Annotated in this window: 24 protein-coding genes; 17 read left to right on the forward strand and 7 right to left on the reverse strand. The window is 34.7% G+C overall.

The genetic code is table 11. The features are described 5' to 3' along the window. Positions 1 to 143 precede the first annotated feature (143 nt). From ABJ955_RS00100 to ABJ955_RS00110, 3 genes are all read left to right on the forward strand, one after another. A complete protein-coding gene (locus tag ABJ955_RS00100) occupies positions 144 to 755 on the forward strand; it encodes a hypothetical protein (protein ID WP_347372569.1) in 612 nt (203 codons plus the stop codon). Positions 756 to 760: 5 nt separating this feature from the next. Then, positions 761 to 1,333, forward strand: coding sequence for a hypothetical protein (locus ABJ955_RS00105; RefSeq protein ID WP_347372570.1), 573 nt, complete (start codon positions 761 to 763; stop codon positions 1,331 to 1,333). A gap of 113 nt (positions 1,334 to 1,446) precedes the next feature. Continuing rightward, complete coding sequence (locus ABJ955_RS00110; protein ID WP_347372571.1) at positions 1,447 to 1,971, forward strand: YceI family protein; 525 nt, start codon at positions 1,447 to 1,449, stop codon at positions 1,969 to 1,971. Between the two features lie 58 nt (positions 1,972 to 2,029). On the opposite strand, the gene ABJ955_RS00115 is transcribed toward ABJ955_RS00110, so the two are convergent. Continuing rightward, complete coding sequence (locus tag ABJ955_RS00115) at positions 2,030 to 4,759, reverse strand: hypothetical protein (RefSeq protein WP_347372572.1); 2,730 nt, start codon at positions 4,757 to 4,759, stop codon at positions 2,030 to 2,032. Positions 4,760 to 4,987: 228 nt separating this feature from the next. Here ABJ955_RS00115 and ABJ955_RS00120 point away from each other — a divergent pair, with 228 nt between their 5' ends. Together ABJ955_RS00120 and ABJ955_RS00125 are read left to right on the forward strand one after the other, a co-directional pair. Then, positions 4,988 to 5,863 (forward strand): pirin family protein, encoded by an 876-nt coding sequence (locus ABJ955_RS00120; protein ID WP_347372573.1) that lies wholly within the window; start codon positions 4,988 to 4,990, stop codon positions 5,861 to 5,863. A 74-nt stretch (positions 5,864 to 5,937) separates the two neighbouring features. Next, positions 5,938 to 6,807 carry a pirin family protein gene (locus ABJ955_RS00125; protein WP_347372574.1) on the forward strand — a complete coding sequence of 290 codons (870 nt, stop codon included), beginning with the start codon at positions 5,938 to 5,940 and terminating at the stop codon, positions 6,805 to 6,807. Here ABJ955_RS00125 and ABJ955_RS00130 read toward each other — a convergent pair. Further along, on the reverse strand, positions 6,804 to 7,418 hold the full coding sequence (locus ABJ955_RS00130) for a Crp/Fnr family transcriptional regulator (RefSeq protein WP_347372575.1): 615 nt from the start codon (positions 7,416 to 7,418) through the stop codon (positions 6,804 to 6,806). The two genes, ABJ955_RS00125 and ABJ955_RS00130, sit on opposite strands and share 4 nt — an antisense overlap. 126 nt (positions 7,419 to 7,544) lie before the next feature. Between ABJ955_RS00130 and ABJ955_RS00135 the strand changes: the two genes are divergently transcribed. From ABJ955_RS00135 to ABJ955_RS00165, 7 genes are all read left to right on the forward strand, one after another. Then, positions 7,545 to 8,099 (forward strand): biopolymer transporter ExbD, encoded by a 555-nt coding sequence (locus ABJ955_RS00135; protein ID WP_347372576.1) that lies wholly within the window; start codon positions 7,545 to 7,547, stop codon positions 8,097 to 8,099. 45 nt (positions 8,100 to 8,144) lie between these two features. Next, positions 8,145 to 8,456: a DUF6660 family protein gene (locus ABJ955_RS00140; RefSeq protein ID WP_347372577.1), complete on the forward strand. Its 312-nt coding sequence runs from the start codon at positions 8,145 to 8,147 to the stop codon at positions 8,454 to 8,456. A 114-nt stretch (positions 8,457 to 8,570) separates the two neighbouring features. After that, positions 8,571 to 12,917: a CusA/CzcA family heavy metal efflux RND transporter gene (locus tag ABJ955_RS00145; RefSeq protein WP_347372578.1), complete on the forward strand. Its 4,347-nt coding sequence runs from the start codon at positions 8,571 to 8,573 to the stop codon at positions 12,915 to 12,917. 5 nt (positions 12,918 to 12,922) lie between these two features. Next, a complete protein-coding gene (locus tag ABJ955_RS00150; protein ID WP_347372579.1) occupies positions 12,923 to 14,107 on the forward strand; it encodes an efflux RND transporter periplasmic adaptor subunit in 1,185 nt (394 codons plus the stop codon). A gap of 4 nt (positions 14,108 to 14,111) precedes the next feature. Further along, complete coding sequence (locus tag ABJ955_RS00155; RefSeq protein WP_347372580.1) at positions 14,112 to 14,525, forward strand: transcriptional repressor; 414 nt, start codon at positions 14,112 to 14,114, stop codon at positions 14,523 to 14,525. Positions 14,526 to 14,646: 121 nt separating this feature from the next. Further along, positions 14,647 to 16,602 carry a heavy metal translocating P-type ATPase gene (locus ABJ955_RS00160; protein ID WP_347372581.1) on the forward strand — a complete coding sequence of 652 codons (1,956 nt, stop codon included), beginning with the start codon at positions 14,647 to 14,649 and terminating at the stop codon, positions 16,600 to 16,602. Positions 16,603 to 16,722: 120 nt separating this feature from the next. Further along, entirely contained in the window at positions 16,723 to 17,292 is a 570-nt protein-coding gene (locus ABJ955_RS00165) for a DUF4256 domain-containing protein (RefSeq protein WP_347372582.1), read from the forward strand. Between the two features lie 22 nt (positions 17,293 to 17,314). Here the strand turns inward: ABJ955_RS00165 and ABJ955_RS00170 are convergent, their stop codons facing one another. The 5 genes from ABJ955_RS00170 to ABJ955_RS00190 form a co-directional block, all read right to left on the reverse strand. Next, the gene (locus ABJ955_RS00170; protein WP_347372583.1) at positions 17,315 to 18,577 is read right to left on the reverse strand and encodes an MFS transporter; all 1,263 of its coding nucleotides are present in this window, start codon (positions 18,575 to 18,577) and stop codon (positions 17,315 to 17,317) included. Positions 18,578 to 18,649: 72 nt separating this feature from the next. Next, a complete protein-coding gene (locus ABJ955_RS00175; protein ID WP_347372584.1) occupies positions 18,650 to 19,264 on the reverse strand; it encodes a VTT domain-containing protein in 615 nt (204 codons plus the stop codon). A 663-nt stretch (positions 19,265 to 19,927) separates the two neighbouring features. Beyond that, a complete protein-coding gene (locus ABJ955_RS00180) occupies positions 19,928 to 20,224 on the reverse strand; it encodes a DUF1456 family protein (protein WP_347372585.1) in 297 nt (98 codons plus the stop codon). A 128-nt stretch (positions 20,225 to 20,352) separates the two neighbouring features. After that, positions 20,353 to 21,003 carry a hypothetical protein gene (locus ABJ955_RS00185; RefSeq protein WP_347372586.1) on the reverse strand — a complete coding sequence of 217 codons (651 nt, stop codon included), beginning with the start codon at positions 21,001 to 21,003 and terminating at the stop codon, positions 20,353 to 20,355. Positions 21,004 to 21,088: 85 nt separating this feature from the next. Further along, the gene (locus ABJ955_RS00190) at positions 21,089 to 21,289 is read right to left on the reverse strand and encodes an adenylosuccinate synthetase (protein WP_347372587.1); all 201 of its coding nucleotides are present in this window, start codon (positions 21,287 to 21,289) and stop codon (positions 21,089 to 21,091) included. Positions 21,290 to 21,416: 127 nt separating this feature from the next. Here ABJ955_RS00190 and ABJ955_RS00195 point away from each other — a divergent pair, with 127 nt between their 5' ends. The 5 genes from ABJ955_RS00195 to ABJ955_RS00215 all read left to right on the forward strand — a co-directional run bounded on the left by ABJ955_RS00195 (position 21,417) and on the right by ABJ955_RS00215 (position 26,224). Continuing rightward, a complete protein-coding gene (locus tag ABJ955_RS00195) occupies positions 21,417 to 22,283 on the forward strand; it encodes an RNA polymerase sigma factor RpoD/SigA (protein WP_347372588.1) in 867 nt (288 codons plus the stop codon). A gap of 101 nt (positions 22,284 to 22,384) precedes the next feature. Continuing rightward, the gene (locus ABJ955_RS00200; RefSeq protein ID WP_347372589.1) at positions 22,385 to 24,205 is read left to right on the forward strand and encodes an SLC13 family permease; all 1,821 of its coding nucleotides are present in this window, start codon (positions 22,385 to 22,387) and stop codon (positions 24,203 to 24,205) included. Positions 24,206 to 24,217: 12 nt separating this feature from the next. Further along, entirely contained in the window at positions 24,218 to 25,108 is an 891-nt protein-coding gene (locus tag ABJ955_RS00205) for a mechanosensitive ion channel family protein (RefSeq protein ID WP_347372590.1), read from the forward strand. Positions 25,109 to 25,147: 39 nt separating this feature from the next. Then, positions 25,148 to 25,288 (forward strand): hypothetical protein, encoded by a 141-nt coding sequence (locus tag ABJ955_RS00210; RefSeq protein ID WP_347372591.1) that lies wholly within the window; start codon positions 25,148 to 25,150, stop codon positions 25,286 to 25,288. 93 nt (positions 25,289 to 25,381) lie between these two features. Then, positions 25,382 to 26,224 carry an OmpA family protein gene (locus ABJ955_RS00215; RefSeq protein ID WP_347372592.1) on the forward strand — a complete coding sequence of 281 codons (843 nt, stop codon included), beginning with the start codon at positions 25,382 to 25,384 and terminating at the stop codon, positions 26,222 to 26,224. Positions 26,225 to 26,344 lie beyond the last annotated feature (120 nt).

The raw sequence follows: 26,344 nt of genomic DNA on the forward strand, positions 1-26,344 counted from the left end.
AAATAACAATTTTTGCTTTTTTACAAGCGAATAGCATATCTTTAACCTACAGTATCATTGCGGTACTAAAATTATTTTTTTTAAAATGTTCTTTATAGTTAAATTTCAAATTTATATATTGAACCCTTACTTAAACCTACCCTATGTTCAAAAAAATACTCTTCTTTTTCGCGTTGTCATTATGTACTTCTACTCTTTTATCTCAAGAAAGACCTATTGAAATTGTTGAAGAAGCAAAAGCCAATCGTCTTTTTCTATATGCACTTAATAAAAATGAAAAAGATTTGGATGTTATTATTACTGTTGAAGGAACAAATTTCCGTCAAAGTAAAAGTGTACCTAGACCCGTTCGTGTACCTGCAGCGTCGAAGGCACTTCTTACAAATTTAATAGTAGAAAGAGGCAAACGCGCTAGCTATACCTATACGCTGCAAGTAAGCGACAGCCTTTCTAGACGTGCACTGCGTAGAGAAACAGAATCCATTAAAATAGAACCAAAGAAAAAGGTAATTCTATATATTCCTGACAATTGTACTAGCTGCGATTCGCTTGTTGCAAAGCTAGATAAAGGTAGATATCTTTATACTGCGCACCGTTTTAGTGAAAAACCTGAATTAAAAGGGCAACTAGCTCCTGCTTTTTCTAATTCTTCCGTAAAAATAGATGCTGTAGCCACTCCCATTGTTAGCCTAAATGGCGTGCTTCATGTTAAGATTGAAGACTATGACCAATTGCTAGAGGAGCTTAATAAGTAGTTGTAGTGTTGCCTAAAAAGTTTAAACAAGCTTTAACTTCAAATGATGAACTCACAGCATCTATTAAAACTTTTAATATCCATTTTTTTGATGAGCTTATAGACGTTATTAGAAATCTTCCATATGGAAGAAACTCAAACAGAGATGAGTTAACCTTGGTCCTTAAAGAACAGAAAGGTAGTTGTAGCTCTAAGCATGCCTTAGTCAAGCAGATTGCTGATTTAAATAGCATTCCAAACGTAAAATTGATCCTCGGCATTTATAAAATGGACGCTATCAATACCCCAAAAATTGGTTCGGTTTTGGCTAAAACAAACTTGGCGTATATTCCTGAAGCACATTGCTACCTTAATATTGATGGAATGTTTCTGGATATTACTACTGCGAAATCCAACTTCAAAAACATAGCACACGATATTCTTGAAACAATTGAAATTTTACCAGAACAGGTTTCTAAATTCAAAGTAACCTATCATAAATCATTTCTAAAAAGCTGGCTTGCAAAAGAAAATAATGGCTTACGCTTTGATGAAGTATGGCGGTTACGCGAAAAATGTATCACATCTTTAAGTCAGTAAAAAATTCTACCACGCTACTAAGCTAAAACCATTTCTTATCATACATCAATGCAAGGGCTTTCCTAGGGTCATAACTTTGTCCTATAATAAAATTAATACTAAAAAAAATAACTATGGACAACAACACAAAAACAAATTGGAATATTGATCCTGCTCATTCAGAAATCAATTTTAAGGTAAAACATATGATGATTTCTACTGTTACAGGAAGCTTTGAATCATTTGAAGGAAATGTTAAAGCAGAAAATCCCGATTTCAAGAATGCAAACTTTTCATTTACTGCAAAAATAGATTCTATAAATACAAATAATAAAGACCGTGATGCCCATCTAAAAGGAGATGACTTTTTTGGAAGTGAAAAATTTCCAGAACTTACATTCAAATCAAAGTTATTTGATGGAAGTAAAATGATAGGCAATTTAACGATAAAAGGCACAACCAAAGAAGTACCTCTAGATGTAGCCTACAATGGAACTGTTGTTGATCCTTATGGACAAACTAAAGCGGGTTTTGAAATAGAAGGTCAAATTAACCGAAAAGATTTTGGGTTAGCTTGGAGTGCCGTTACCGAAGCTGGGAATGTTGTAGTAAGTGATAAAATAAAATTAATTGCATCCTTGCAGTTTGTAAAACAATAATAAATACTGGTTTACTGTTGTTGCTTAATTAGAAAACAGTAAACCAGTACTTTTTACATTAAGATTTTCTTCTCTTTAATAGCCACCAAATAATAAGTATTATTAATAGGATAAGAATTAACCAGTACCAAATTGGGCAACTCCTTTCTTGAATCCCATCTGGTTGCGTTTGTATTCCATCTACCGCTCCATATACAAACGTTTGTCCTCCTATAATTTTATCTTCCCCATTTTCATCTTTAGCAAGTTGTGTGAAGTTTATAGCATACCCCTTCCCTAGTTTTTGTTGTTCCTTAGTATTGTAGCTAAGATTAATAATCCCGAATTCCTTAGGGGCTAGATTAATATTATCAATATACCCTCCCTTTTCTTTAATAAGAATTGTTCCATCCTCATTTTGAATAATTCCATATCCTTTAGGAGGATTTTTTTTAAATGCCGCTAAAAGCTTCCCGATAGGCTTTACGTGAATATACCCATGTTCAAGGGGCATTTCTAAACCCTTTTCGTTTATGAGTTCAAAAGTTAGTTTTGCATTCATACGTAAGTTCGTCATATTCGAAATTACAGCTTGAGCTGGCATCATGGTTCCAGGGAGCAAGTCGTACACGCTAATATTCTTCCAAACAATATTATTATTGTTCCTTACATTGTCGTTAATAGATCCTGTTTCAGGAAAAGTCATCCCAAAGGGCGATGCTCCACTTGTTGTTATTCTACTTAGAAGGCAAAAATGATTGGTGTTTGTTCCAAAATCTACGCTATAGGGCGCAGGATTTGGTGGGTTCCAAGCAAACTCTATAATGCTACTTGAATTTGCAGGAATCGAAGGGATGGTTTGCGTAGAAATTACATCGCCCATCAACATAGTATTTGGTCCAGGATCAAAATAAACGCCTCCATTCCAAGGGTCAAACCAACCAAGGCCAGCGCCAGCTTTTGCCCAATAAAGTGTTATTTGTTCTGTGCCTGAGCTCGCAATGGAACCTCTATTATGAACTTCCACATACACATAGTTTGGGGTAGCGGTTCCAGTTCTATATTCAGCATTTTCATGAATGTGTGAAAAGGTATTTGAAATATCTTGTGATTTTCTCACCCAAATATCTGGACTTTGCCACATACTTCCTGAAAGAGAATGAGGTTCCGCCCCTACATCATTTACTAAATCTTTTGAATATAAATCTGCAACTGGAGGCACCCAATTATTCCATTCAGTACCCCAGCTATCACTTCCACTACTAGGAGTTTCTGCGTATTCCTGAATCGTCCACATAGAAAAATCATTTGGATCAATGCATGTACTTGAATAATCCCCCCACCGATTGGAGGGACCGCCAAAATTTTTAACATACTTTGCCAATCCTGTTTTAAATTGTATCGAGGCTTGGGTGGTGTTTAAAGGGTCTGTATTTAACCTGAAAGAGTAATTTGAGCTTGCAAATTGCGTTGCAGAAAAACTAGAATACCCTATTAATACATCATTATACGCATTAACCGCCAATGTAGGGTATGCAAAAAAGTTTATCCCTGTGGCATCTTGTATTTTTTGATTTTGAAGTACCACCCCAGTTGTAGGATTTATTTGCCACCATTGAACACCAGATCTCGTTGGAGATCCCCCTGCAGGTAAAAAAATAGTCTGAGTACACCATAAAGCGCCATTTCTATAAACTGCATTTTGAATGCGATTATCCCCATTCGAAATTAAAGAAGAAACTGTAGCTTGTGGTGCAAAATCAAGACCTCCAGAAGGAATATTAGACCAATTTGTAGCGGATGTTGGAAAAAATGATGTTGCAGCATAAGAAGGTGTTGCAGCTGTTCCTGTAATCCTAAATAAACGAACATTTCCCGAACTACTGTTCCAACTACCTACAAGGTGTTCAATTTCTTCAGTATTGTCAAGCGTTATAGCTGGACAACTTGCACCTCCCTCTGTACTGGGCCTATTAGATACTGTTGCTACTGCAGTACCTCCATAAATTGCTGGTTTATCAAACATATAAACTATTGCATTAGCAAAAGCATTATTAGAAACAGCAAACATATTTCCTGTAACTACAATCCAATTTTTATTAAAACCAATACTTGGATAATCAAACCAATTTATATTTGATGAATCTACATCAAACTGAAATAAATTCCATGAACCAGTAGGGTCATTAGTATCTGAAACTCCAATAATTAGTGATGAAGCACTAGAACGACTATTTGCAGGGGCTGTTATAATCCACCGTTCTTCAAAAGGGTCGTAAAGCACTTTAGGATCAAACATATTTGGAGAGCCACCCAATGCTGAAAAAAAAGCATCTAAACCTACTATACTAAGACTGGTTCCATTTTTATCTTGAATTCCTACTTGAGTGTTAAGGGCAACCATAAGATGATTGGGACCAGCAGCTCCACCAATATCTGGAGGAATTGATGTTCCATTATCTCCAAGCCCAGGAAAATTTACATTCACAGCGTCATTTTCGTCTTTATCTTTCTTCTTTATTTTTAAATTGAGACTATCCAGAACGGAAGCCTCGTGACGCTTTATAATTGCGTTAGGTGGTAATTTGAGATCCCCCGGAATACGAACTGCATTTTGAGGTGTCTTTTTCTTAATGGAATCATTAAGGAATTTAGTATCTTTTGCTAATTCCTTAAAATTCATTGTAGCCGTTTTTACGGGGCGTACTTTTAAATCTTCTTTTTGTTGCCCATAGCTTAAAGAAATAAATAGAAAGCTAATAATTAATAGCAATGTTGATTTAAATTGTCGAGAGGTTCTTTTAATCATGATTCCTATATTTAGAGTGTTAATAAAACAAATATAACTTTTATATATTTGAATTACAGGGTTTTAACCCCCTATTTTTAACGTTAAAACCCCTTTTTTAGTGAAAAAAGTATAGGCATATAGATTAATAGAATTACTGCTCCTACCCGATTAAGTTCTTATCATACATCAATGGAGAAAAATATTCTTCAATGTAATTTTACACTGTAAAAACAAAAGCACTTTACAATGAAAACAAAAAAAATAGAACGCATAATAACACCACCACAACCACATATGGTTGGTGATGGGTTTAGAGTACATCAATATATACCAACTGGTTTGGGAGAAGGTTTTGAAAGAATGGATCCATTTATTATGATGGATTATAACAGTAAATTTTACTTTCCACCCACAGAGCAACCTCGGGGAGTTGGCGTGCATCCACACCGTGGTTTTGAAACGGTCACCATTGCCTATAAAGGGAGCGTTGCGCATCACGATAGTGCCGGTAATAATGATGTTATTGGAGAGGGCGATGTACAATGGATGACAGCTGCTTCAGGAATACTTCATAAAGAATATCACGAAGAAAATTTCAGTAAAGCAGGTGGCGATTTTCAAATGGTGCAATTATGGATTAATCTTCCAGCCAAGGATAAAATGAGCAGTCCTAAATATCAGGGAATCACTAATGATGCTATGAAAAAAGTGCAACTTCCTGACCACGCAGGCTTTGTTGAAATAATCGCCGGGGAATATCTTGGTAAAAAAGGACCCGCAGATACGTTTACCCCTGTGCATATGCTAAATGCAAAATTAAACAAGAGTGGAAAAGCAAGCTTTCACTTTCCTGCAAATTATAATACCATCGTATTAGTAATTGAAGGAAATATAAAAGTGAATAATTCCGACCTAATAAAAACCGATAGCTTAGGATTATTTGCCAATGATGGGGAAGCATTTTCAATTGAAGCAATAGATAAGGCAGTGGTTTTAGTTTTAAGTGGCGAACCTATAAAGGAACCTATCGCAGCCCAAGGTCCTTTTGTTATGAATACTAAAAGTGAAATTATTCAAGCAATAAGTGATTTTAATATGGGAAAATTCGGTTATTTAGAATAATAAAAAGTAACTATCTTCGAGGATGCTTTTTATTATTAAAAACTTTAAAAAGTATCCTCATTAATTATAAAACTATGTCGAATCTAAAAACAATAATCCCGGAACGCGCTGCAAATATTGGCAATTTTATGGTTGGCCGTCTACTGCCTTTCCGTGAAAAACGAATGGTGGGGCCTTTTGCGTTTATAGACCATATGGGACCTGTAACTATGGATAAAACTCAAAACCTAGATGTTCCTCCACATCCGCATATAGGGCTTTCTACGCTTACTTATCTTTTTGAGGGCAGTATCATGCACCGCGATAGCTTGGGCTCAGAAGTAGAAATTACTCCTGGCGCAGTAAACTGGATGACTGCAGGAAAAGGGGTCGTTCATTCTGAAAGAACCCCAAATAGGTTGCGAGACAAAGAAAAATCATTGCACGGTCTGCAAATTTGGGTTGCACTTCCAAAACATTTAGAGCAAATGGAAGCTGCTTTTCACCATACCACAAAAGAAGAAATTCCGCAGTGGGATATAAATGATGTATCTATAAAACTTATTGCTGGAAATGTTTTAGGTAGAAAATCTCCCGTTCCTGTACACAGTAATCTTTATCTCTTGGAACTAAAAAGCAAAAAAAGACAGCAAGTAAGTATTGGTGATTCACTTTTTGGCGAAAGTGGACTCTATATTCTGGAAGGAAACGTTTTTAGCGAAGGAAATAAATACAATCCAAAACAAATTCTAGTCGCCAACGATAGTAAACTCTGTGAATTTGAGATGGATGAAAACACTACCCTATATATTTTTGGCGGAGATTCTTTTCCTGAAGAACGCCATATACATTGGAATTTTGTTGCTTCAGATAAAGCAACAATTGAAAAAGCACGAGAAGATTGGAAAGCACAACGTTTTCCGAAGGTTCCAAACGAAACGGATTTTGTTCCCCTACCTGACTAACTAGGTTTAAAATTTTTATGTGCCAGCTCTTTCCGGACTCTGCTTAAACTTTCGGGAGTAATTCCTAAATAGGAGGCAATCATCCATTGTGGCACGCGCAACAATAAATTAGGGTACATTTCAATAAAACTTAAATAACGTTTTTCTGCGGTAGCCCCAAGTAATAAATTGATTCGTTTCTGCATTTGGCGAATGTGATTGTGTAGTAATTTATCATTGTAACGTCCAAAATTAGGGTTAACCTCTGTAGCCTTACACATAAAATTTTCACCTATAAAAACAACTTGAGTCTCTTCAATAGCTTCTATATAACTCTCTGAAGCAGCGTTAAAATAAACACTGCTTCTATCTACAATAAACCAATTTTCAGGAGCAAACTGAATAACATGCTCCTTTCCACTTTCATCAAGCATATAGGAACGTAACAAACCTTTTTCAACAAAAAATGAGTGATTACATACATCACCTTTTTTCAATAATAGACTTCCCTTTTCATAATTAATTCGCTCTAACGGAATAGATAATTGTTCCGCTTGAGCTTGTTGCAAACCCACCGAATTCATTAAATAGGAAGTAAAATCAGTAGGAATTGCGGTAGCGTTTTTTAGCATCTGATAAAATTATAACAATAAGTAATTTTTTAAAATTAATACATTCTTTTGAGAACCACTTCAAAGAACAACTAAACTATGGCATTTTTTTTGTTTTAATAAAATTGAACACTAAACCAGTATCGTATGAGAAGTTCTAACAAAGTGCCTGCTGTGAATGCAGGAAGTATGGCCGACATTGCATTTTTACTTTTAATTTTCTTTCTAGTAACCGCTATGATTCCAAATGATAAAGGAATTGTAAGAAGCCTTCCCCAAGCCTGTCCTCCAGGAGAAATTTGTAATATTCCTTTAAAAGAGAATAATATTTTTTCAATAGGTGTAAATGAAAACGGTGAGATCCTTGCCAATAAAATCATTGTTTCTTTGGAAGAATTAAAGAATAAGCTTAAAACTTTTATTGATAACAATGCAGATAAATCTTGTGATTACTGCGAAGGTGATCATTTTGTAGAAGCTTCAGATAATCCTAAAAAAGCTTCAATCGCATTAGCAATACACCATGAAGCGCCTTACCAAAGTTTTATCACGGTTCAAGATGAAATTGCAAAAGCCTATTTTGAACTACGTGAAAATTACGTTTCAAAAGTTTTAAAATCAAACACAGTAGTAATTACCGAGGAGGAAGTGAAAAAAGTTCAAGAAGCATATCCTTTTAGAATTATCGAATCTTCTTTATAAGCTGTTTGCAATTCAGTTGCATTTCAATTATGCTATATTTGCTTAGTGAAAATTTTTACAATCATACTATCCGTTTATTTCTTGGCACTTAATTTTGTGCCTTGTAGCGATATAGAAAGTGTTTCAGATGTTTCAAAAACTGAAATCAGTATTGATTACAATCAAAATCACGACCATAGCACTGCAGATTTATGCTCTCCATTTTGTCATTGCCAATGTTGCCAAGTGCCAACTATAGACACTTCCGCAGTTGTATTTGAGCCAATGACCCAGCATATTTCCAAAGAAAAATTCACCCATTTTGATAGTTTGGGTGAAGAAATTTCGCACTCCTTATTTCAACCTCCACGGGTTTAATTCAGTTTTAATAGGATACTTATACCCTATTGTGAGCTACGCAGAGCTCAAATTTCATGTATGCATTTGTTAAAGCAATTGTATAAAATACTTAACTGACTTAAACGTATACTTATGATTAATAAAATCATTGATTTTTCAATCAATAACAAATTTATTATTGGGTTGCTTACACTTTCCTTAATTATAGGAGGAGTTTGGAGCATGACCCAAGTCCCAATAGATGCCGTGCCAGACATCACTAACAATCAAGTTCAAGTAATCACGCAGTCACCAAATTTGGGTACTGAAGATATTGAACAATTTGTAACCTACCCTATTGAAGTTGCCCTTAGCAACCTTCCCGATGTACAAGAAATTCGTTCAGTTTCACGCTTTGGGCTTTCGGTGGTTACCATCGTTTTTGATGATAAAATAGGGACTTACCTACCACGACAGCTGGTTTCGGAAAAACTTCCAGAGATACGCGAACAAATTCCACAAGGGTTTGGCGAGCCAGCAATGGGACCAATTTCTACTGGTTTAGGCGAAATATACCAATACACATTGGAAGTAGAAGATGCATTCCGTGAAAAATATTCATTAACTGAATTGCGAACCCTTCAAGATTGGATAGTTCGTAGGCAAATGGCTATGGTTCCTGGCGTAGTTGAGGTTAACGCTTTCGGAGGAAATAAAAAACAATACGAAGTTACTTTAGATCCAAATGAACTTTCAGCAATTGGTATCACAATTACTGAAATCTATAAAGCCCTTGAAAATAACAATCAAAATACTGGCGGGGCATACATCGAAAAAAACCACCAAGCTAATTTTATTCGCGGAGAAGGACTTGCTAGAACGGTTTCAGATATTGAAAACATCGTTGTTAAAAACAGTAACGGTATTCCCATAAAAATAAAAGATGTTGGGGAAGTTACTATAGGTAGTGCTGTTCGCTACGGCGCACTAACAAAAGATGGCAAAGGCGAAGCTGTAGGCGGCATGATATTAATGCTAAAAGGCGCCAACTCGAATAATGTAATTGAAAACGTTCGAGAACGGATGCTACAAATTCAAAAATCATTACCCGAAGGAATAACAATTGAACCTTTTTTAGACCGAAGTGAACTCATTGCAGAAACTACTGGAACAGTAAAAAAGAACCTTTTGGAAGGTGGTTTGATAGTCATTTTTGTATTGATTTTACTGCTTGGAAACTGGCGTGGAGGCTTAATTGTGGCTTCAACAATTCCGTTATCACTCCTCTTTGCTTTTATTTTAATGAATGTGTTTGGCGTATGGGCAAACCTAATGAGTTTGGGTGCTATCGACTTCGGAATAATTGTGGATGGCGCAGTAATAATTGTAGAAGGCACTGTATTTACAATATATAGTTACGTTTTAAAAAAGAAAACTATAAACAAAGAAACACGCAATAAAATAGCTGCCAAAGCATCCAAAAAAATGATGAACACAGCCTTTTTTGGTCAGCTTATTATTTTAATTGTGTTTCTTCCAATTCTTGCTTTGGAAGGTGTAGAAGGTAAAATGTTTCAACCCATGGCATTAACTTTCATATTTGCAATGATTGGCGCTATGATTTTATGTTTAACATATGTGCCAATGGTTTCGGCACTCTTTCTTCGAGCTCCAAAAAATGAAAATTTTGAAAATAAAGGTTTTGGCAATCGTTTTGTACACTGGACAGAGCGTAAATATGAAACACTTTTAGTAAAATCATTAAAAAAAGGAAAAGTAATAATTGGTTCAGCAATTGTTCTTTTTGCAGTAGCAATACTTGTTTTTATTAGAATGGGCGGCGAATTTATTCCTCAATTAGATGAAGGAGATATTGCTTTTCACGCCTTATTAAAACCAGGGAGTTCGTTGACAGAAACAATAGAAACAACTACAAAAATAGAACGAATTATTAAGGCAAAATTTCCTGAAGTAGAACATATAATCAGTAGAATTGGAGTTGCCGATGTTCCTACAGACCCAATGCCAATGGATATTGCAGATGTTTTTGTTATTCTAAAACCTACTAGTGAATGGACTTCTGCTACTTCAAAAGACGAGCTACTCAAAAAGATAAAAGGTGCTATAAGTATTATTCCTGGCGTAAATTTTGAATTTACACAACCTATTGAAATGCGTTTCAATGAATTACTTACAGGGGTTCGCGAGGATGTAGCTATCAAACTTTTTGGAGATGATTTAGAAATTCTTGCGAGCAAAGCCGAAGAAATGGGTCGGATTATTGCAACCGTTCCGGGCGTAGCAGATATGAAAGTTGAAGCCACAGAAGGGCTACCACAGATAACCATCAATTACAACCGAAACAAACTAGCGCAATATGGCTTAGATATAAAGAGGTTAAATGAAATTGTACAAGCAGCCTTCGCTGGGGGTAATGCTGGAGTAATTTTTGAAGGTGAAAAACGCTTTAATCTTGCCGTTCGTTTAAAGGCAGAAAGTAGATCGAGCATTGAAGATCTTCAAAATTTGTTTATAAACCTTCCTTCAGGGGCACAGATACCATTGCGTGAAATTGCAACTATAAATTATGAACCTGGCCCCATGCAAATAAGTCGCGACAATACATACCGTAGAACCTATGTTGGCATCAATATTCGTGATAGGGATGTAAAATCTGTGGTTGAAGACATTCAGAAAAAACTGGATGACGAATTAAAATTACCCAGCGGGTATTATATTCGTTATGGCGGGGCATTTGAAAATTTGGAACGCGCAAGCAATCGACTCAAAAGTGTGGTACCTCTTGCATTAGTACTTATTTTCGTCCTAATCTATTTCGCTTTAAAATCCTTCCCACAAACACTTATAATTTATCTGGCAATTCCAATGGCAACTATCGGAGGTATTTATGCCTTGTGGTTAAGAGATATGCCTTTTAGTATTTCTGCAGGAGTTGGGTTTATTGTCCTTTTTGGAGTAGCCGTACTTAATGGTTTGGTTATGATAAGTGGTCTAAACGAATTAAAAGATGAAGGTGTAACCAGTTTAAATGATAGAATTATTAAAGGTACAAAAAGAAGAATTAGACCCATCATGCTTACTGCTTTTACCGATGTTTTGGGCTTTCTGCCAATGGCAATTTCAAGCTCGGCGGGAGCAGAAGTACAACGTCCACTAGCAACTGTGGTCATTGGCGGTTTACTCACCTCCACCCTACTTACACTTTTTATATTACCCATTTTTTATCAATGGGTTGAAAACCGCTCCTTTAATTTTAAATTCAATAAAAAGGGAGTCGTTTCAACCACTGTTCTATTGTTTTTCTTTTTTATTCCTATAGAAAGTTTTTCGCAAGGAAAAAAAGATGTACTTCCTGAACTTTCCTTAGAAGAAGCTGTCAGAATTTCAAAGGAAAATTATGTGCTTTTAAAAACATCACAACTGGAAATACAAAAACAACAAGCCTTAAAAGCTAGCGCATACAATTTTGGGACCACAACTATTTTTACTGGTGGCGAAGAAATAAATGAAGACAGAGGAATCTACACCCTCATAGGTATGGAACAATCTAACATAGATATTTTTGGAATTAGCGCTAAAAAAAACCTGCAGGAAAAGCGTATTGCGCTTGCAGAAACAACTTTTAAGCTAACTGAAAATCAAGTAGAAAAAGAAGTGAAGAAAGCTTGGTCAAATGCATTTCAGAATAAAAAAAGGCTTCAATTATTTATAGAACTAGATTCTATTTACAATACATTCAGTAAAGCAGTCGACCTTAATTATGAAGTAGAAGCAATCTCAAAGTTGGAGTATTCTGCTGCTAAAAATCAAGCCCTTCAAATAAAAATAAAAAAACAACAGGCAGTTAATGAATATCAAATTGCCTTGCAACAATTAAATTTATGGCTTAATTCAGAACAATTTTATACGGTCCCCGATGAACTTCCAGACATTTCTATTGCTGCTTTCAACGCCGCTTTTGATTTAAAAAACCATCCAGAAGCACTGCGCTCCCAACAGCAAATTGCAGCTGCAGAAGCAGAATATAAAACGGCGAAAGCAGCATTATATCCAAAATTCAATATCCAAGGTGGTTTACAGCAAGTAAATGGCGGTAGTGGTTTTTATAGTTATCAAGCTGGATTGTCCATTCCGTTTTTTTCGGGAATTACGGGCAGTAGCATAAAAGCTGCACGAATAGAAACCGAAATAGCACAAACAAACGCTAGTTTCAAAGAGAAGCAGCTTGCTTCAGAATACCAACAAATACTTCAGAAGCATCAAAAATGGCAACAATCTTGGGCTTTTTATTCTAATGAAGCCTTGATTTTAGCTAAAGAACAACGCAAAGGAGCGTTACTCGCTTACAAAGAAGGCGCAGTAGATTATGCCACTTTTACACAGTTGATTCACGACGCTATTAAAACTGAAATGGATGCCTTAGAATCACTCGAAAATTATCTTGATACGTTGTTTGAACTTCACTATTTTAAAAACTAACTACTATGAAAAATTATTGTATATATATCTTCTTTGCCTTAATCTTAACTTTAGCAACCATTTCTTGTGGTGAAAAAAAACCTGCTCCCAATCATTCTAAAGCACCTACAGAAGTAGAAACACATTCTGAAAAGGAGGTTATGCTCACAGCACACCAATTTGATGTGCTTCAAATGAAGGTAGACAGCCTTACAATGCGTCCGATGAGCGGGTATGTGGAAGCTAATGGAGAACTGGAAGTTCCGCCACAAAATGAAGCTATAATCACTGCAATTATTGGAGCAAATGTAGCTTCTATTGAAGTTATTGAAGGCGATAAAGTAAAAAAAGGACAAATAGTTGCTTATTTAGCACATCCAAATATTGTGGAAAAACAAACCCAGTATTTAAACGCTCACAGCAATAGTCTGTTTTTGAAAAAAGAATACGAACGGCAACAGAAATTGTATAAAGCTGGTGTTGGCTCAGGGATGAATTTTCAAAAAGCAGAAGCAGCTTATCAAGCCTCATTGAGCCTTGCAGATGGTTTGGAAGCACAATTACAACAATTGAATATTAACACTTCTGGGGTCCGTCAGGGTACAATTTATCATAAAGTAGGCCTGAGAAGCCCAATTGACGGCTCCGTTGAATCTGTTCTAATAAAAAACGGGCAATATGTAGAACCTCAAACTAATATGTTTGAGGTTATAGACACTCAGCATGTGCATGCAGATTTGATGGTTTTTGAGAAAGATGTAAGTAAAATTAAAGTAGGACAAAAAGTGCGTTTTAACATTCAATCCCTTCCTAGAGAAGAGCTTACTGCGACTATTTATTCAATAAGCAAAAGCTTTGAGAAAGGTCCAAAAGCTCTGCATGTACACGCTGAAATTGAAAATAAAGAAGGAAACCTTATTCCCGGAATGTATATTCAGGGGAGAATTGACATTGAAAACACAATTTCTGTTACTGCAATTCCTGAAGGAGCTATAGGAAAAGATGGCGATCGATTTTATGTTTTTACCGCAAAAAAAGAAAATGAAGATTGGAGTTTTGAACCCGAGGAAGTTATAATAGGCACTAAAGATGGTGATTGGGTTGAAGTTAATTTTTTGAAAACTCTTGAACCAAACACTAAATTTGCATATAATAATGCGTATTATTTACTAGCAGAAATGAAAAAAGGAACTGCGGAACACAGTCACTAAACCTATGGTTGATATAGAAAATATTTTAGAAAAAAATGCTGTAAGACCAACAGCTATGAGACTTCTTGTCTATAAGTTTCTTTTTGAAAAACAAACCGCCGCTGCTCTTACCGATATTGAAAACCATTTTGTAATGGCAGATAGAACAACTCTTTACAGAACTATTAAAACCTTTGAGGAAAACGGAATTGTTCATCAAATTGATGATGGTACGGGCATATCAAAATACGCACTTTGTGAAGAAGGCTGCAATTGTGAAATAGAAACTGATCTTCACTTACATTTCCATTGTAATTCCTGCGATGAAACCCTTTGTTTAACAGAACACAAAATACCGCAAATCAACCTTCCTGATGGATTTACAGCTGAAAACGCAAACCTTGTAATTAAAGGAGTTTGCGATAAATGCGTTCGTTAATGCACTTCCATTGCATTGCCTATTTAAATACCTTGCACTTTAAATTGTAGTAGTAATCTATTCGGAACTTATAAAAAAATCTTCGAATAGATACTTCTACTAGTGCAAAAAATAAAATGCAATGAAAAAACAGAATATAAAACTTAGTAATCTCAATAATGACGATGGGTGCTGTGGCTGTAGCTCAACTCATACTGCTCCGAATTCTGAAAACAAATCGAGGATAAAGGCTTACATTCCAGCAATTATAAGCTTTGTGATGCTTGTAACTGGTATTGCTTTAGATTATTTTGAAGTAAGTTTCTTTCAAGATTGGTTAAGATTAGCGTGGTATAGCATCGCTTACATTCCAGTTGGTTTTCCTGTAATAAAGGAAGGCTGGAATGCTATTAAAAGAGGTGATTTTTTCACTGAGTTCTTTTTAATGACGATTGCCACCGTCGGTGCTTTTGCCATTGGTCATTATGAAGAAGGAGTTGCAGTAATGCTATTTTATGCCGTTGGAGAGTTATTTCAGAATTCAGCAGTCCAAAAAGCACGCGGAAATATTAAAGCACTATTAGATGTTCGGCCTAATGAAGCGCTGGTTTATAGAGGTAAAAAATATAGTTCGGTAGCCCCTGAAGAAGTAACAATAGGTGAAAAAATTCAAGTCCGTGTAGGCGAGAAAATCCCTTTAGACGGTATCTTACTTTCCAACAAAGCATCCGTAAATACCGCAGCCATTACTGGTGAGAGTAAACCTAGTTCACTTCAACAAGGAGATGAAGTTTATGCTGGAAGTATAAATCTTGATGGTGTTATTGAAATTGAAACAACCAAAGCGTTCAATGACAGCTCAATAGCTAAGATTTTACACTTGGTTCAAAATGCTACTTCACGTAAATCTAAAACGGAACTTTTTATTAGAAAATTTGCTCGTGTTTATACCCCAATAGTGGTGTTTTTAGCAATTAGCGTAACACTTTTACCCTACTTTCTTGTAGACGATTATGTGTTCCAAGATTGGTTATACCGTGCATTAATATTTTTGGTTATTTCATGCCCTTGTGCCTTGGTGGTTTCCATTCCGTTAGGTTATTTTGGCGGACTCGGCGCAGCATCCAGAAATGGAATTCTTTTTAAAGGTGCTTCTTTTTTAGATGCAATTACAAAAATAAATACCGTAGTAATGGATAAAACTGGAACTGTTACAAAAGGTGTTTTTCAAATAAAGGAAATTAAAAGTTACAATAGTTCTGAATCTGAAATGATGCAATATCTTTTGGCTATGGAAGCGCAATCCACACACCCTATTGCTAAAGCTCTCTTAGAATATAAAACCGAAAGTAAAAAATTTGAAGCTACAGATGTTAAAGAAATTGCAGGAAAAGGCTTAAAAGGAATCGTGAATAACAAAATGGTTTTAGTTGGCAATAAAGCCTTAATGACCACTAATACTATTGATGCTGCAGTAGAAACTGAAACTATTGTAGAGACTATTGTAATGATTGCTATAGACGGAAAATTTTCAGGCTATGTAACTATTTCAGATGAATTAAAGGAAGATGCGCATCAAGCAATAAAACAAATTCGCGATATAGGAATTTCGAATATTATAATGCTTTCTGGTGATAAACCGTCAATAACCGAGAAAATTGGACGTGAATTAAAGTTACAAAAAGCAATTGGAGGCTTGCTCCCTGAAGATAAATTAAATGAAGTTGAAGCATTAAAAAGAATTCCAGGCACAAAAGTGGCTTTTATTGGGGATGGTATAAACGATGCGCCTGTTATTGCTGTAAGTGATGTTGGTATTGCTATGGGTGGCTTAGGAAGTGATGTAGCAATTGAAACTGCAGATGTTATAATACAGACAGATCAACCTTCAAAAATTGCACGTGCTATTAAAATTGGTCGTTCTACACGAAAAATTGTTTGGCAAAATATTGCATTAGCATTTGGTGTAAAATTAATTGTGCTCATTCTTGGGGCTGGTGGAATTGCCACTATGTGGGAAGCTGTTTTTGCTGATGTGGGCGTTACATTTCTAGCAATATTGAATGCCATTCGACTTCAAAGAATGCAATGGTCTTAACCCTATCCCTTTTATGTAGTTTCGTATTCTTATTACATTTCGGTTATAAAAAAACCATTAATTAGATTACTTTTATTTCAAGATAGACAGTTATTTCACGAAAAATTTAAATGAATTAAAATGGCAAAAGGAACTGAAAAACATATAGACACAGCGCAAAAAGAAGCTCTTTTAAAAATTTTAGAAACTCGTTTTGAAAAAAATAAAGAACGTCATTCCGATATTGAATGGAAAAATGTCCTTGTAAAACTTGAATGTAAACCAGAAAGACTTTGGTCTTTAAATGAAATGGAAAAAACTGGAGGCGAACCTGATGTTTTTGGTTATGACGATAAAACAAAAGAATATATTTTTTATGATTTTGCTACAGAAAGTCCCAAGGGTCGCAGAAGCCTATGTTATGACCCTGAAGCACTAGCATCAAGGAAAGAGTATAAACCTAAAAATAGTGCCCTAGCTATGGCGGCAGAAATAGGCATTGCAATTTTAACAGAAGAAGAATATAATCAATTACAGAAACTCGGAAATTTCGACACTAAAACTTCAAGTTGGCTAAATACTCCATCAAAAATCAGAAAATTGGGAGGCGCAATATTTGGTGATTACCGTTTTGAAACTGTTTTTGTATACCATAATGGGGCACAATCCTACTATGCAGGCAGAGGGTTTCGAGGGTCGCTTCGGGTTTAATTAATTTTAGTCTACTAAAACACTATTCCCGCTCGTGTTCCTCCATATCTTTTCGTAAATCTAATTTTCTTAATTTAGGAAAAAATGCCCCTGTCCCCACCACAGTAAGGATTGTCATAGCACCTCCAAAAACTACAGCACTTACGGTTCCCATCAACTTTGCGGTTAATCCACTTTCAAAAGCCCCCAATTCATTTGAAGAACCAACAAACATCGAATTTACAGATGCTACGCGACCTCGCATATGGTCTGGAGTGCGAAGTTGAAGAATTGTCTGCCTTATAATTACTGAAATACCATCTGTAATGCCACTTAGAAAAAGTGCGATAACCGAAATCCAGAACCAACTAGAAAGTCCGAAAACAATAATACAAACCCCAAACCCAAAGATTGCAAAAAGTAGTTTATACCCTGCATTTTTATTTAATGGAAAGTAAGCAGAAGTAAACATAATTATCAAAGCCCCCACAGCAGGAGCTGCACGCAATATACCGAATCCCTCTGGTCCTACTTTAAGAATATCTTGGGCATAAATAGGAAGTAAAGCCACGGCCCCACCAAAAAGAACGGCAAACATATCTAAAGTTATAGCACCCAAAATAACTTTTGTTCCCAATACAAATTTTACGCCCTCTTTAAGGCTTTTCATAACAGGTTCCCCAATATTTGGGTTCAATATAGGTTTTCTAGGTATTTGAAGTAAAAGCAATAAAGCAAATAGAGAAAATGCGAAAATAAAACACATAGACCAGTGAACTCCAATCCAATGTATAAAAAATCCGCCAGCCGCTGGGCCTAACACTGCTCCCATTTGCCAAACAGAACTACTCCAAGTAGCTGCATTTGGATATATCTTTTTTGGAACCAATAATGAAAATAATGAGAATATAGTTGGCCCTAAGAACGCACGTACAATTCCCCCAAGAAATACTAAGAAATAAACCAAATACAAAATAGTATCCGTAGCTAAGTCTTTTACTACTAGCGGCCATGTAAGAAGAAACAATCCTAAACTTACTACTGAAAATCCAAAAATGCATTTAAACAAAAGGCCTCGTTTTTCTCGTTGATCTACAATATGGCCAGCAAATAAAGCCATAGAAACAGCTGGAATTACTTCCATTAAACCAATTATTCCTAAAGAGAGTGGGTTTTTTGTAATACTATAAACCTCCCATTCAATAACTACAAATTGCATACTCCATGCAAAAACCATCGCAAAACGGACTAAAAGAAATATATTAAACTCCCGAAATCGTAATGCTGCGTAGGGGTCTTTCTTCATTGAAAAGAATGTTGCTTTTTAAAGTGAAAAGATACTATTAGAGAAGAAAAGTGCTTCTGTACTTCAAAAGTACTACACCAAACTGAATATGGCAATGGCATATAGATAAAAACGTACAAAACGCAGCAAACCAAATAACAGGTAGTTTCTAAATTTATAGTTTATCATTCCAGCCGCCATACTCGTCATTGAATAAGGAATAGGTAGTAATGCTCCTACAATAATTAAAAAGCCGCCCCATTTTCTAATATGCTTAAGGTGTTTTTTCATCTTCCCTTCCATATATGCATACACTTGTGGAATATTAAAAATCCACTTTCCAATAAAATACGAAATAATCCCTCCTACGTATGATAAAGTAGCTAAAAGAGTTAAGTATACTAATGGTTCAGGGGTCTTATCACTCCAAGCAATAAAAATTTCTGGTGGTACAAGACCTAATAAAGATTCAGAAGCAAGAAATACAAGTAAAACTGTAATAGGCGCAAATGTTTCAGTTATATAGGTAAAGAGATTGCTAAAATCTACTACATAGAGATCTACTACAATTAATGCAGCTATTAAAAGAACGATTGGAATAATCGCTTTTTTAAGACTTTGACCCACAAAAGAATAAAAACCCGTGTATTTATAATACAAATGGGTTCGTTTCAATTTGCTTGTTTCAGTTTTCTTCAATGTGCTCATTTATAATAGACTACTAAGTATTTTGTTTTGCAAAGATATATTTAAACGCCTTATTCCACAAGACTTTAAAATACATTTACGGTTAATTGTATGTTAAAGCAAATTTGTTTGAAATAAAACTCCAAAAATAGCCTGCAAACGTTAATATTTAGTTAAAACATTACTTTGCAATGCATAGTACTGTAACATAACAATCACTCCTGCGTCTTTTAAGTATAACCCAATAAATATAATTATTATGAGAACTTTAAACAGCAACCTATTAACAGACAAAATGAAAACTTCAAAATCGTATTCTTGGAATATGAAAAGAAGATTTCGCTAAAAAATTAATCTTAAACCTTTAAAATAAAAATCATGAGAACATTAAACAGCAATTCACAGCAACACAGACCTAATACTTCCAAAGCATATATGTGGAATTTAAAAAGACGTTTTAAATAACGAAGACTATTAAAAATCTAAAAAATTAGCCATGAAAACTTTAAGAAACACTTTAAAAAGAATAAAATGCGGGGCTCAAAAACAGCATACATTAAGCTTTGTAAACCAACATTTATTTGAGGACCCTACAATCAAAAAAACATGCAGACACGTTTATTAAAAAGTACAGCACCCAAAACTGACTAAAGCTGGATTGAAAAGAATTTCATTTCAGCTTTTTTATTTTCTAGGATTTGGATTGTATTTACGCGCTGGTTTAGCTTTTGGCTTTGGTTTTATTTCTTTTTTATCAGGCATTGGGCCGCGTAAATGAATAACCAACCCATTTAAAAAATTACGAAGAAACTGATCACCACATTCCACATATTTTTCATGGTTCTCGTTTCTAAAAATAGCTCCCAACTCACTTTTTGTAACTGCAAAATCTACCAAAGCACAAATTTTCACAATATCTTCATCACGTAATTTGTGAGCTACGCGAAGTTTTTTCATTATATCGTTATTCGTTAATGCCATAATTACTGTTTTTGTGAAGTGGTTTGTATTGCGAAGGTATTAATTTAAAGAAAGAAACTACAAAGCGTTGCTCATTTATTCCAGTTGAAATAAATTAAATTAGGCTTCTTTTTGTATAAATAGGCAGGTTATTGTTTCACTAAAATAGCAGTAGCTTTATTGCCTGTAAGAAGATTCCATTCATACGAAGCTAAAATATTTCCCGTCTCATCATAAATATTAAGTTGTGCTGTATTTGGCCCTGAAGAACCTTGGTTTAATGCTTCAAAATCAATTTTATTAAAGCCGTCCTGTAACGGGAGATCAAATCCTCTAAAACTACCTTCCAATCTTGCTACGGGGATTAAAATATCGCCATTTACATATACCCTAATCATATCGCCATCCACAAACTCATGGTCGCGGTACATAATTGTTGCTTTTTTGGCAGTCGTTTTAAAATCTCCTAAATATTGATCCTTTCCATATTCGGGTTTTTCCTCTTTATCTTTGGTAAAGTATTTTGGAGTTTTATTCGTTGTATACTCCATTAAACCATCTCCGTTTTGTATGTCTAATTGCTTCTCTTCCTCTTTTCCTAAAGTAGAATTATTAGGTGTGTTGGGGTTTCTGCTGTTTGATAAAGTTGGCGTTTTTATAGCGGGAATTTCAAAACCTGTAGTGCTTTGTGTGTTTGAAGTAGAAGAATCAAACTGAACAGAGGTAGTAGGCAATTCTATTTGAGAAAACATGGTATATGAAAGTAAAACACAACCAATGACAAAGATTTTTTGAAACATAACTTTAATTTTAAAATAGAATAACAACAATTGCTCCAAAATTAATATTTGAAGAATTACAAATTGCCATTAAAATCTTAAAAAATTATTTTTTCCGTTTTTTTCTCCAAATAAAATAAAATACAACCGCACAAATTGGTAGTACAATATAAATTATAATATCTGCCGGATTAGAAAGATCTACAGGTTTTTCGGTCGGTTTTGGCATTTCAGTTGGTTTCTGGGCATAAAGCGTTGAAATCAGTATTGAAAAAAAAGCCAAAAGGATGTTTTTTTTAGTCTTCATATTCATTTTTCATTTAATGTATGAAAAAAATATTTACCAGCAAATTTTAACAACTTCTGTTAACTATTTGGAAATGTAGATAAAATGTATTACTATGCCGTGTTATTATAAAAAACAGAGAGAATATATGAGACAACTTAAAATCACGAAGCAGGTAACCAACCGAGAAACCAAATCTTTAAATAGTTATTTACAAGATGTTAGTAAGATAGACTTAATAACAGCGGAAGAAGAAGTGGAGTTGGCCCAACGCATTCGTGAAGGAGATCAAGCTGCATTAAATAAATTGAGCAGAGCAAATTTACGATTTGTGATTTCTGTAGCAAAACAATATCAAAACCAAGGTCTTAGTCTTCCCGATCTTATCAACGAAGGAAACGTTGGTTTGGTAAAAGCTGCAAAAAGATTTGATGAAACCCGTGGTTTTAAATTTATCTCCTATGCTGTTTGGTGGATTCGTCAAGCTATTTTGCAAGCAATTGCAGAGCAATCGCGTGTTGTACGTTTGCCTTTAAACAAAATTGGCGATATCAATAAAATTAAAAAAGCATCCATTCATTTGGAACAAAAGTTTGAAAGAATTCCTACCGCTGCAGAAATAGCGAAGGAACTTGATTTCAGTGAATCAAAAGTGAAAAGCTCCCTTAAAAATTCAACTAGAAGTCTTTCTATGGATGCTCCTTTTCAAGAAGGTGAAAATGACAATAACCTATACGATGTTTTAAGTTCTGGGGAAAGTCCAAATCCAGACAAAAGCCTATTGCATGAATCTTTACGTATCGAAATTAATCGTGCACTAGATACTTTAGCACCACGCGAAGCTGATGTTGTAAAATTAAACTTTGGGCTTTGTGGACAGCCACCAATGACACTTCAAGAGATTGGTGACACCTTCGATTTAAGTAGAGAACGAGTACGCCAAATACGTGAAAAAGCAATCCGTAGGTTGCGTCAAACCTCAAAAAGCCACATTCTTAAAAAGTATTTAGGTTAAAATAAAAGTGTTAAAATATTGATTTATTCAATATTTTATGAAATTCTTAGGAACGGGTTTTATTTCTGCGGTTATCTTTATGATACCAACCATCATACTAAATGACTACAGAAATAATACTCGTTTTTTCTATTTTATTCGCCACGATTGTACTCTTCGCCTTCGAAGTTTTCTCTGTAGATAAAATAGCAATGTTGATTATTGCCACCTTGGCATTAACGGGCTTGGTAACCCCTGAAGAAGCAATTTCTGGATTCTCCAACACCGCAACAATTACCGTGCTTTCATTGATGATTATTGCATTAGCGCTAGAAGATAATGGCGTTATAGCTTCACTTGCACGTTTTCTTAAAAACCTGCATGTCTTGCCCCTATTTTTATTATTGCCAGTTTTTATGTTTATAACAGGGGGTATTTCCGCATTTATAAATACTACAGCCGTTGTAATTGTATTTATAAAAATCATTTCTGAATTATCAAAACGTTTCAATCTACCGCAATCCAAACTTTTATTACCAATCTCTTTCGCCGGAATTTTAGGAGGAAGTTGTACCTTAATGGGAACTTCAACAAACCTGATTGTTAATTCGGTAGCTCGTGATTTAGGAGCTGAAAAATTTAATTTTTTTGAATTCTCTTTCTTCGGAATTATTTTTCTTATTGTAGGGATTCTAGTTATTACAATCGCCTCTAGATGGTTGCCGAAAGATGCTAAAGAAAACTTACAGGAAGCCTACGATTTGGAAAGCTATGTAACTACGGTTGTAATTAATAAAGGTTCAAACTTAATTGACAAAAATATTGAAGATACTTTTCTTTATTTAAATGCTGATATTTCAATACTGAAGCTTAGAAGAAAAAACCAAATAACCAATGCTCCTGGAAAATATATTACACTAAAAAAAAATGATAAATTAGTACTTATGTGCGATTTGGAAACCCTTTCAAAACTTAATGACTCGGAAGGGCTAAGCGTTCATAAAAAACAAGAAGATTCTGAAAAAAACACCTTAAACAATGAAGACGAAAACGAAACACAAAAAAAAGCAGCAGATTGGGGTTTTGTAGAAGTTTTAATTTTGCCAGGATCTATACTAATAGGGAAAACGCTAAAACAATTACGAAAGCAAACATTCCGTAATGCACTACCAATTGCTATAAAAAAAAGGAGAAACATCCGGAATACAAAGGAGCGTTTGGTTCGAAAAAATATAAATCAAATAACGATTAAGCCCGGAGATAGGCTGCTAATAGAAATTCCAAAAAATGAAATAAACCAACTTTATGAAATGGAAAATGTGGCCATATTACGAGAACATAAAAACAAATCTGTAAATCTTAGAAAGCGAACACTTTCATTTGCTATTTTATTAGCAGTAATTGGTTTAGCTGCAACTGGTGTTTTAACCATTTTAATAAGTGCAATTACGGGGGTGTGTCTATTATTACTTACGCGATGTTTGGAATTAAATGATGTATACCATCGTGTTAACTGGCAAATTATATTTTTATTAGCTGGAATGATTCCTTTAGGTATAGCGATGAATAATACCGGAGCTGACACCTGGATTTCTAATCAATTGTTACTAATACTCAGCGGACAATCAAATCTAATTATTATCGGTTTAATATTTTTAATAACCATGGTAATGAGTAGTGTGATTAGTAATAATGCTACTGCAATAATTATGACCCCAATTGCAATAGCGGTAGCAGTAGGTTTAGATTTAGCCATGAAACCGTTTATTCTTTCCGTTTTATTTGGCGCTAACTTTAGTTTTTTCACGCCAATGGGCTATCAAACAAATACTTTGATTTACGGCATGGGCTTCTATAAATTCAAACATTTTTTTATAATTGGAGGTATTCTTTCAATTATTCTATGGGTTTTGGGTACTTTTATGCTTTCCTCACTATTATAAATGAAATATATTATGTCAGACAAATTTTCATTAAACAATTCAATTTCAAACTTATGGGACAAGCTTGACGGCTGGTTAGATGCAATTATCCTTAAGCTGCCCAATTTTGCTGTTGCCATTTTGGTAATGGTCCTATTCTATTTTATTGCAAAGGGAATAAAAAGCCTTTCCTATAAAGTATTATTTAGGAAAGTAAATGACGAATCTGTAAAACAGATGCTTTCTAAAATAATAAAAGCAATTGTAATCTTAATTGGTTTTTTTATTGCTTTAGGCGTTATGCAATTAGACAAGGTTTTAACGTCGGTATTAGCCGGTGCCGGAGTGGTAGGTTTAGCTATTGGATTAGCACTTCAAGGTACTTTAAGCAATACTTTTTCTGGTTTAATGCTATCGTTTTTACCCAAAGTGCGTATTGGTGATTTTATAGATGCTCAAGGCAAAAGTGGGTATGTTGATGAAATTAATCTTAGAAACGTAACAATTCGTCAGACAGATAATGAATATGTTATAATTCCCAATTCAATTTTTATAGAGAACCCTTTTACAAATTATTCTTGGTCTAAACGCTCTAGAGTAGAAGTAAGTTGTGGCGTAGGTTATGAAAGTGATCTTCAAAAAGTAGAAGATCTTGTAGTGAAAATAATTTCGGATACTTTTGAACATCAAAAAAATGAAGAAGTAGAATTCTTTTACACCGAATTTGGCGATAGTTCTATTAATTTTGTAACTCGATTCTGGGTTGAAAGCACAAAACCTAAACCAAAACTAGCAGCACAACATAAAGCTATAAAGCTTATCAAGAAAAACTTTGATGAAGCTGGTATCAACATTCCATTCCCAATTCGCACTTTAGATTTCGGAAAGAATAAATTACAAATGGCTTCAAATAAGGAAGAATAAACGGGTTATTAACCTATTTTTCATTTAAAAATTATAGTTATGAAAAAATTGCTTAGAATTATACTCGCAGGGTGGGGCGCCAAAAAAATTGGTGGCGGAAAATGTGGCTGCATCGGTACCATCGTCGTTTTTATACTCCTTTATATCGTATTAGGCTATGCTTTTGATTGGCTTGGCTAGTTTTCTTTTAACAAAACAATAGCATCCCTTAACTAATTTTTTGGTGGTACCTACGGTTATATTTGCATAACAAACCTTTAAAAACTTAGTATTATGAAAAAAGCTATTGCACTAACCATGCTTGCAGGAGCATTTATTGCTACCTCATGCGTTTCGAAAAAGAAGTATGCAGAATTGGAAAATCAGTACAATGATACCCGTTCTACATTATCTAAAACTCAACTTGAAAAAGAAGAAATTGAAGCTAAATACGCAAAAATAGAAGAGCGCGTTGCTAGTTACAATTCAAAAATTCAATCATTAACAGATAGTAATAACAGTCGTCTTCAAGAAATTGAAGGAGTTGTAATTTCTGAAAATGATAAAGAGAAAATGAAAAAAGCACTTGCCAATGTAGATCCCCAAGAATTGGCACAAGCAAAAACATTAAAAGATTCTATGAATCTTATTGTTTCGCATAATCTTAAAAAGAACTTAGACAACAGTTTGGTTGGCGAAGGAGAAGAAGATGATATCAATATCGATATTGATGAAACAGTAGTAATGATTACAATTTCTGATAAATTATTATTTAAATCAGGAAGTGCACGTGTAAATCCATTAGCAAATAATTTACTGGAGCGTCTTGCAAATGTAATTAATAGTGAGCCTGCTTTAGAAGTAATGGTTGAAGGCCATACGGATAGCCAAACTGTAAAACCAGGTGCGTATATTAAAGATAATTGGGAGTTAAGTGTGGAGCGTTCTACTGCTGTAATTAGAAAATTACAAGATGATTATGGAGTTGATCCTGCAAAATTAATCGCTGCTGGACGTAGTAGTTTTCATCCTTTAACAGAAAATGAAACCAAGGAAGGTCGTGCTTCAAATAGAAGAACGCGTATTGTAATTTTACCAAACCTTGATAAGTTTTTGGCATTGCTCTCTGCAAACTAAATAATAGAATTTAAACACTTAAGCAAAGAGACTGCCTTTATAGACAGTCTCTTTTTTTTATATTAAAATAAACAGCAAAACTGAAAAATTAACGTTACTATATCTGCCATTCCGCAATAC

It is taken from the genome of Aequorivita sp. Q41 (assembly GCF_039831855.1).
In the GTDB taxonomy this organism is placed as follows: domain Bacteria; phylum Bacteroidota; class Bacteroidia; order Flavobacteriales; family Flavobacteriaceae; genus Aequorivita.

Coding starts and splice junctions, on each gene's coding strand:
- ABJ955_RS00150 (WP_347372579.1), top strand. CDS start 12,923: ATGAAAAATTATTGTATATATATCTTCTTTGCCTTAATCTTAACTTTA.
- ABJ955_RS00200 (WP_347372589.1), top strand. CDS start 22,385: ATGACTACAGAAATAATACTCGTTTTTTCTATTTTATTCGCCACGATT.
- ABJ955_RS00135 (WP_347372576.1), top strand. CDS start 7,545: ATGAGAAGTTCTAACAAAGTGCCTGCTGTGAATGCAGGAAGTATGGCC.
- ABJ955_RS00145 (WP_347372578.1), top strand. CDS start 8,571: ATGATTAATAAAATCATTGATTTTTCAATCAATAACAAATTTATTATT.
- ABJ955_RS00180 (WP_347372585.1), bottom strand. CDS start 20,224: ATGGCATTAACGAATAACGATATAATGAAAAAACTTCGCGTAGCTCAC.
- ABJ955_RS00175 (WP_347372584.1), bottom strand. CDS start 19,264: ATGAGCACATTGAAGAAAACTGAAACAAGCAAATTGAAACGAACCCAT.
- ABJ955_RS00125 (WP_347372574.1), top strand. CDS start 5,938: ATGTCGAATCTAAAAACAATAATCCCGGAACGCGCTGCAAATATTGGC.
- ABJ955_RS00165 (WP_347372582.1), top strand. CDS start 16,723: ATGGCAAAAGGAACTGAAAAACATATAGACACAGCGCAAAAAGAAGCT.
- ABJ955_RS00110 (WP_347372571.1), top strand. CDS start 1,447: ATGGACAACAACACAAAAACAAATTGGAATATTGATCCTGCTCATTCA.
- ABJ955_RS00115 (WP_347372572.1), bottom strand. CDS start 4,759: ATGATTAAAAGAACCTCTCGACAATTTAAATCAACATTGCTATTAATT.
- ABJ955_RS00155 (WP_347372580.1), top strand. CDS start 14,112: ATGGTTGATATAGAAAATATTTTAGAAAAAAATGCTGTAAGACCAACA.
- ABJ955_RS00170 (WP_347372583.1), bottom strand. CDS start 18,577: ATGAAGAAAGACCCCTACGCAGCATTACGATTTCGGGAGTTTAATATA.
- ABJ955_RS00100 (WP_347372569.1), top strand. CDS start 144: ATGTTCAAAAAAATACTCTTCTTTTTCGCGTTGTCATTATGTACTTCT.
- ABJ955_RS00185 (WP_347372586.1), bottom strand. CDS start 21,003: ATGTTTCAAAAAATCTTTGTCATTGGTTGTGTTTTACTTTCATATACC.
- ABJ955_RS00190 (WP_347372587.1), bottom strand. CDS start 21,289: ATGAAGACTAAAAAAAACATCCTTTTGGCTTTTTTTTCAATACTGATT.
- ABJ955_RS00210 (WP_347372591.1), top strand. CDS start 25,148: ATGAAAAAATTGCTTAGAATTATACTCGCAGGGTGGGGCGCCAAAAAA.
- ABJ955_RS00120 (WP_347372573.1), top strand. CDS start 4,988: ATGAAAACAAAAAAAATAGAACGCATAATAACACCACCACAACCACAT.
- ABJ955_RS00160 (WP_347372581.1), top strand. CDS start 14,647: ATGAAAAAACAGAATATAAAACTTAGTAATCTCAATAATGACGATGGG.
- ABJ955_RS00195 (WP_347372588.1), top strand. CDS start 21,417: ATGAGACAACTTAAAATCACGAAGCAGGTAACCAACCGAGAAACCAAA.
- ABJ955_RS00205 (WP_347372590.1), top strand. CDS start 24,218: ATGTCAGACAAATTTTCATTAAACAATTCAATTTCAAACTTATGGGAC.
- ABJ955_RS00215 (WP_347372592.1), top strand. CDS start 25,382: ATGAAAAAAGCTATTGCACTAACCATGCTTGCAGGAGCATTTATTGCT.
- ABJ955_RS00130 (WP_347372575.1), bottom strand. CDS start 7,418: ATGCTAAAAAACGCTACCGCAATTCCTACTGATTTTACTTCCTATTTA.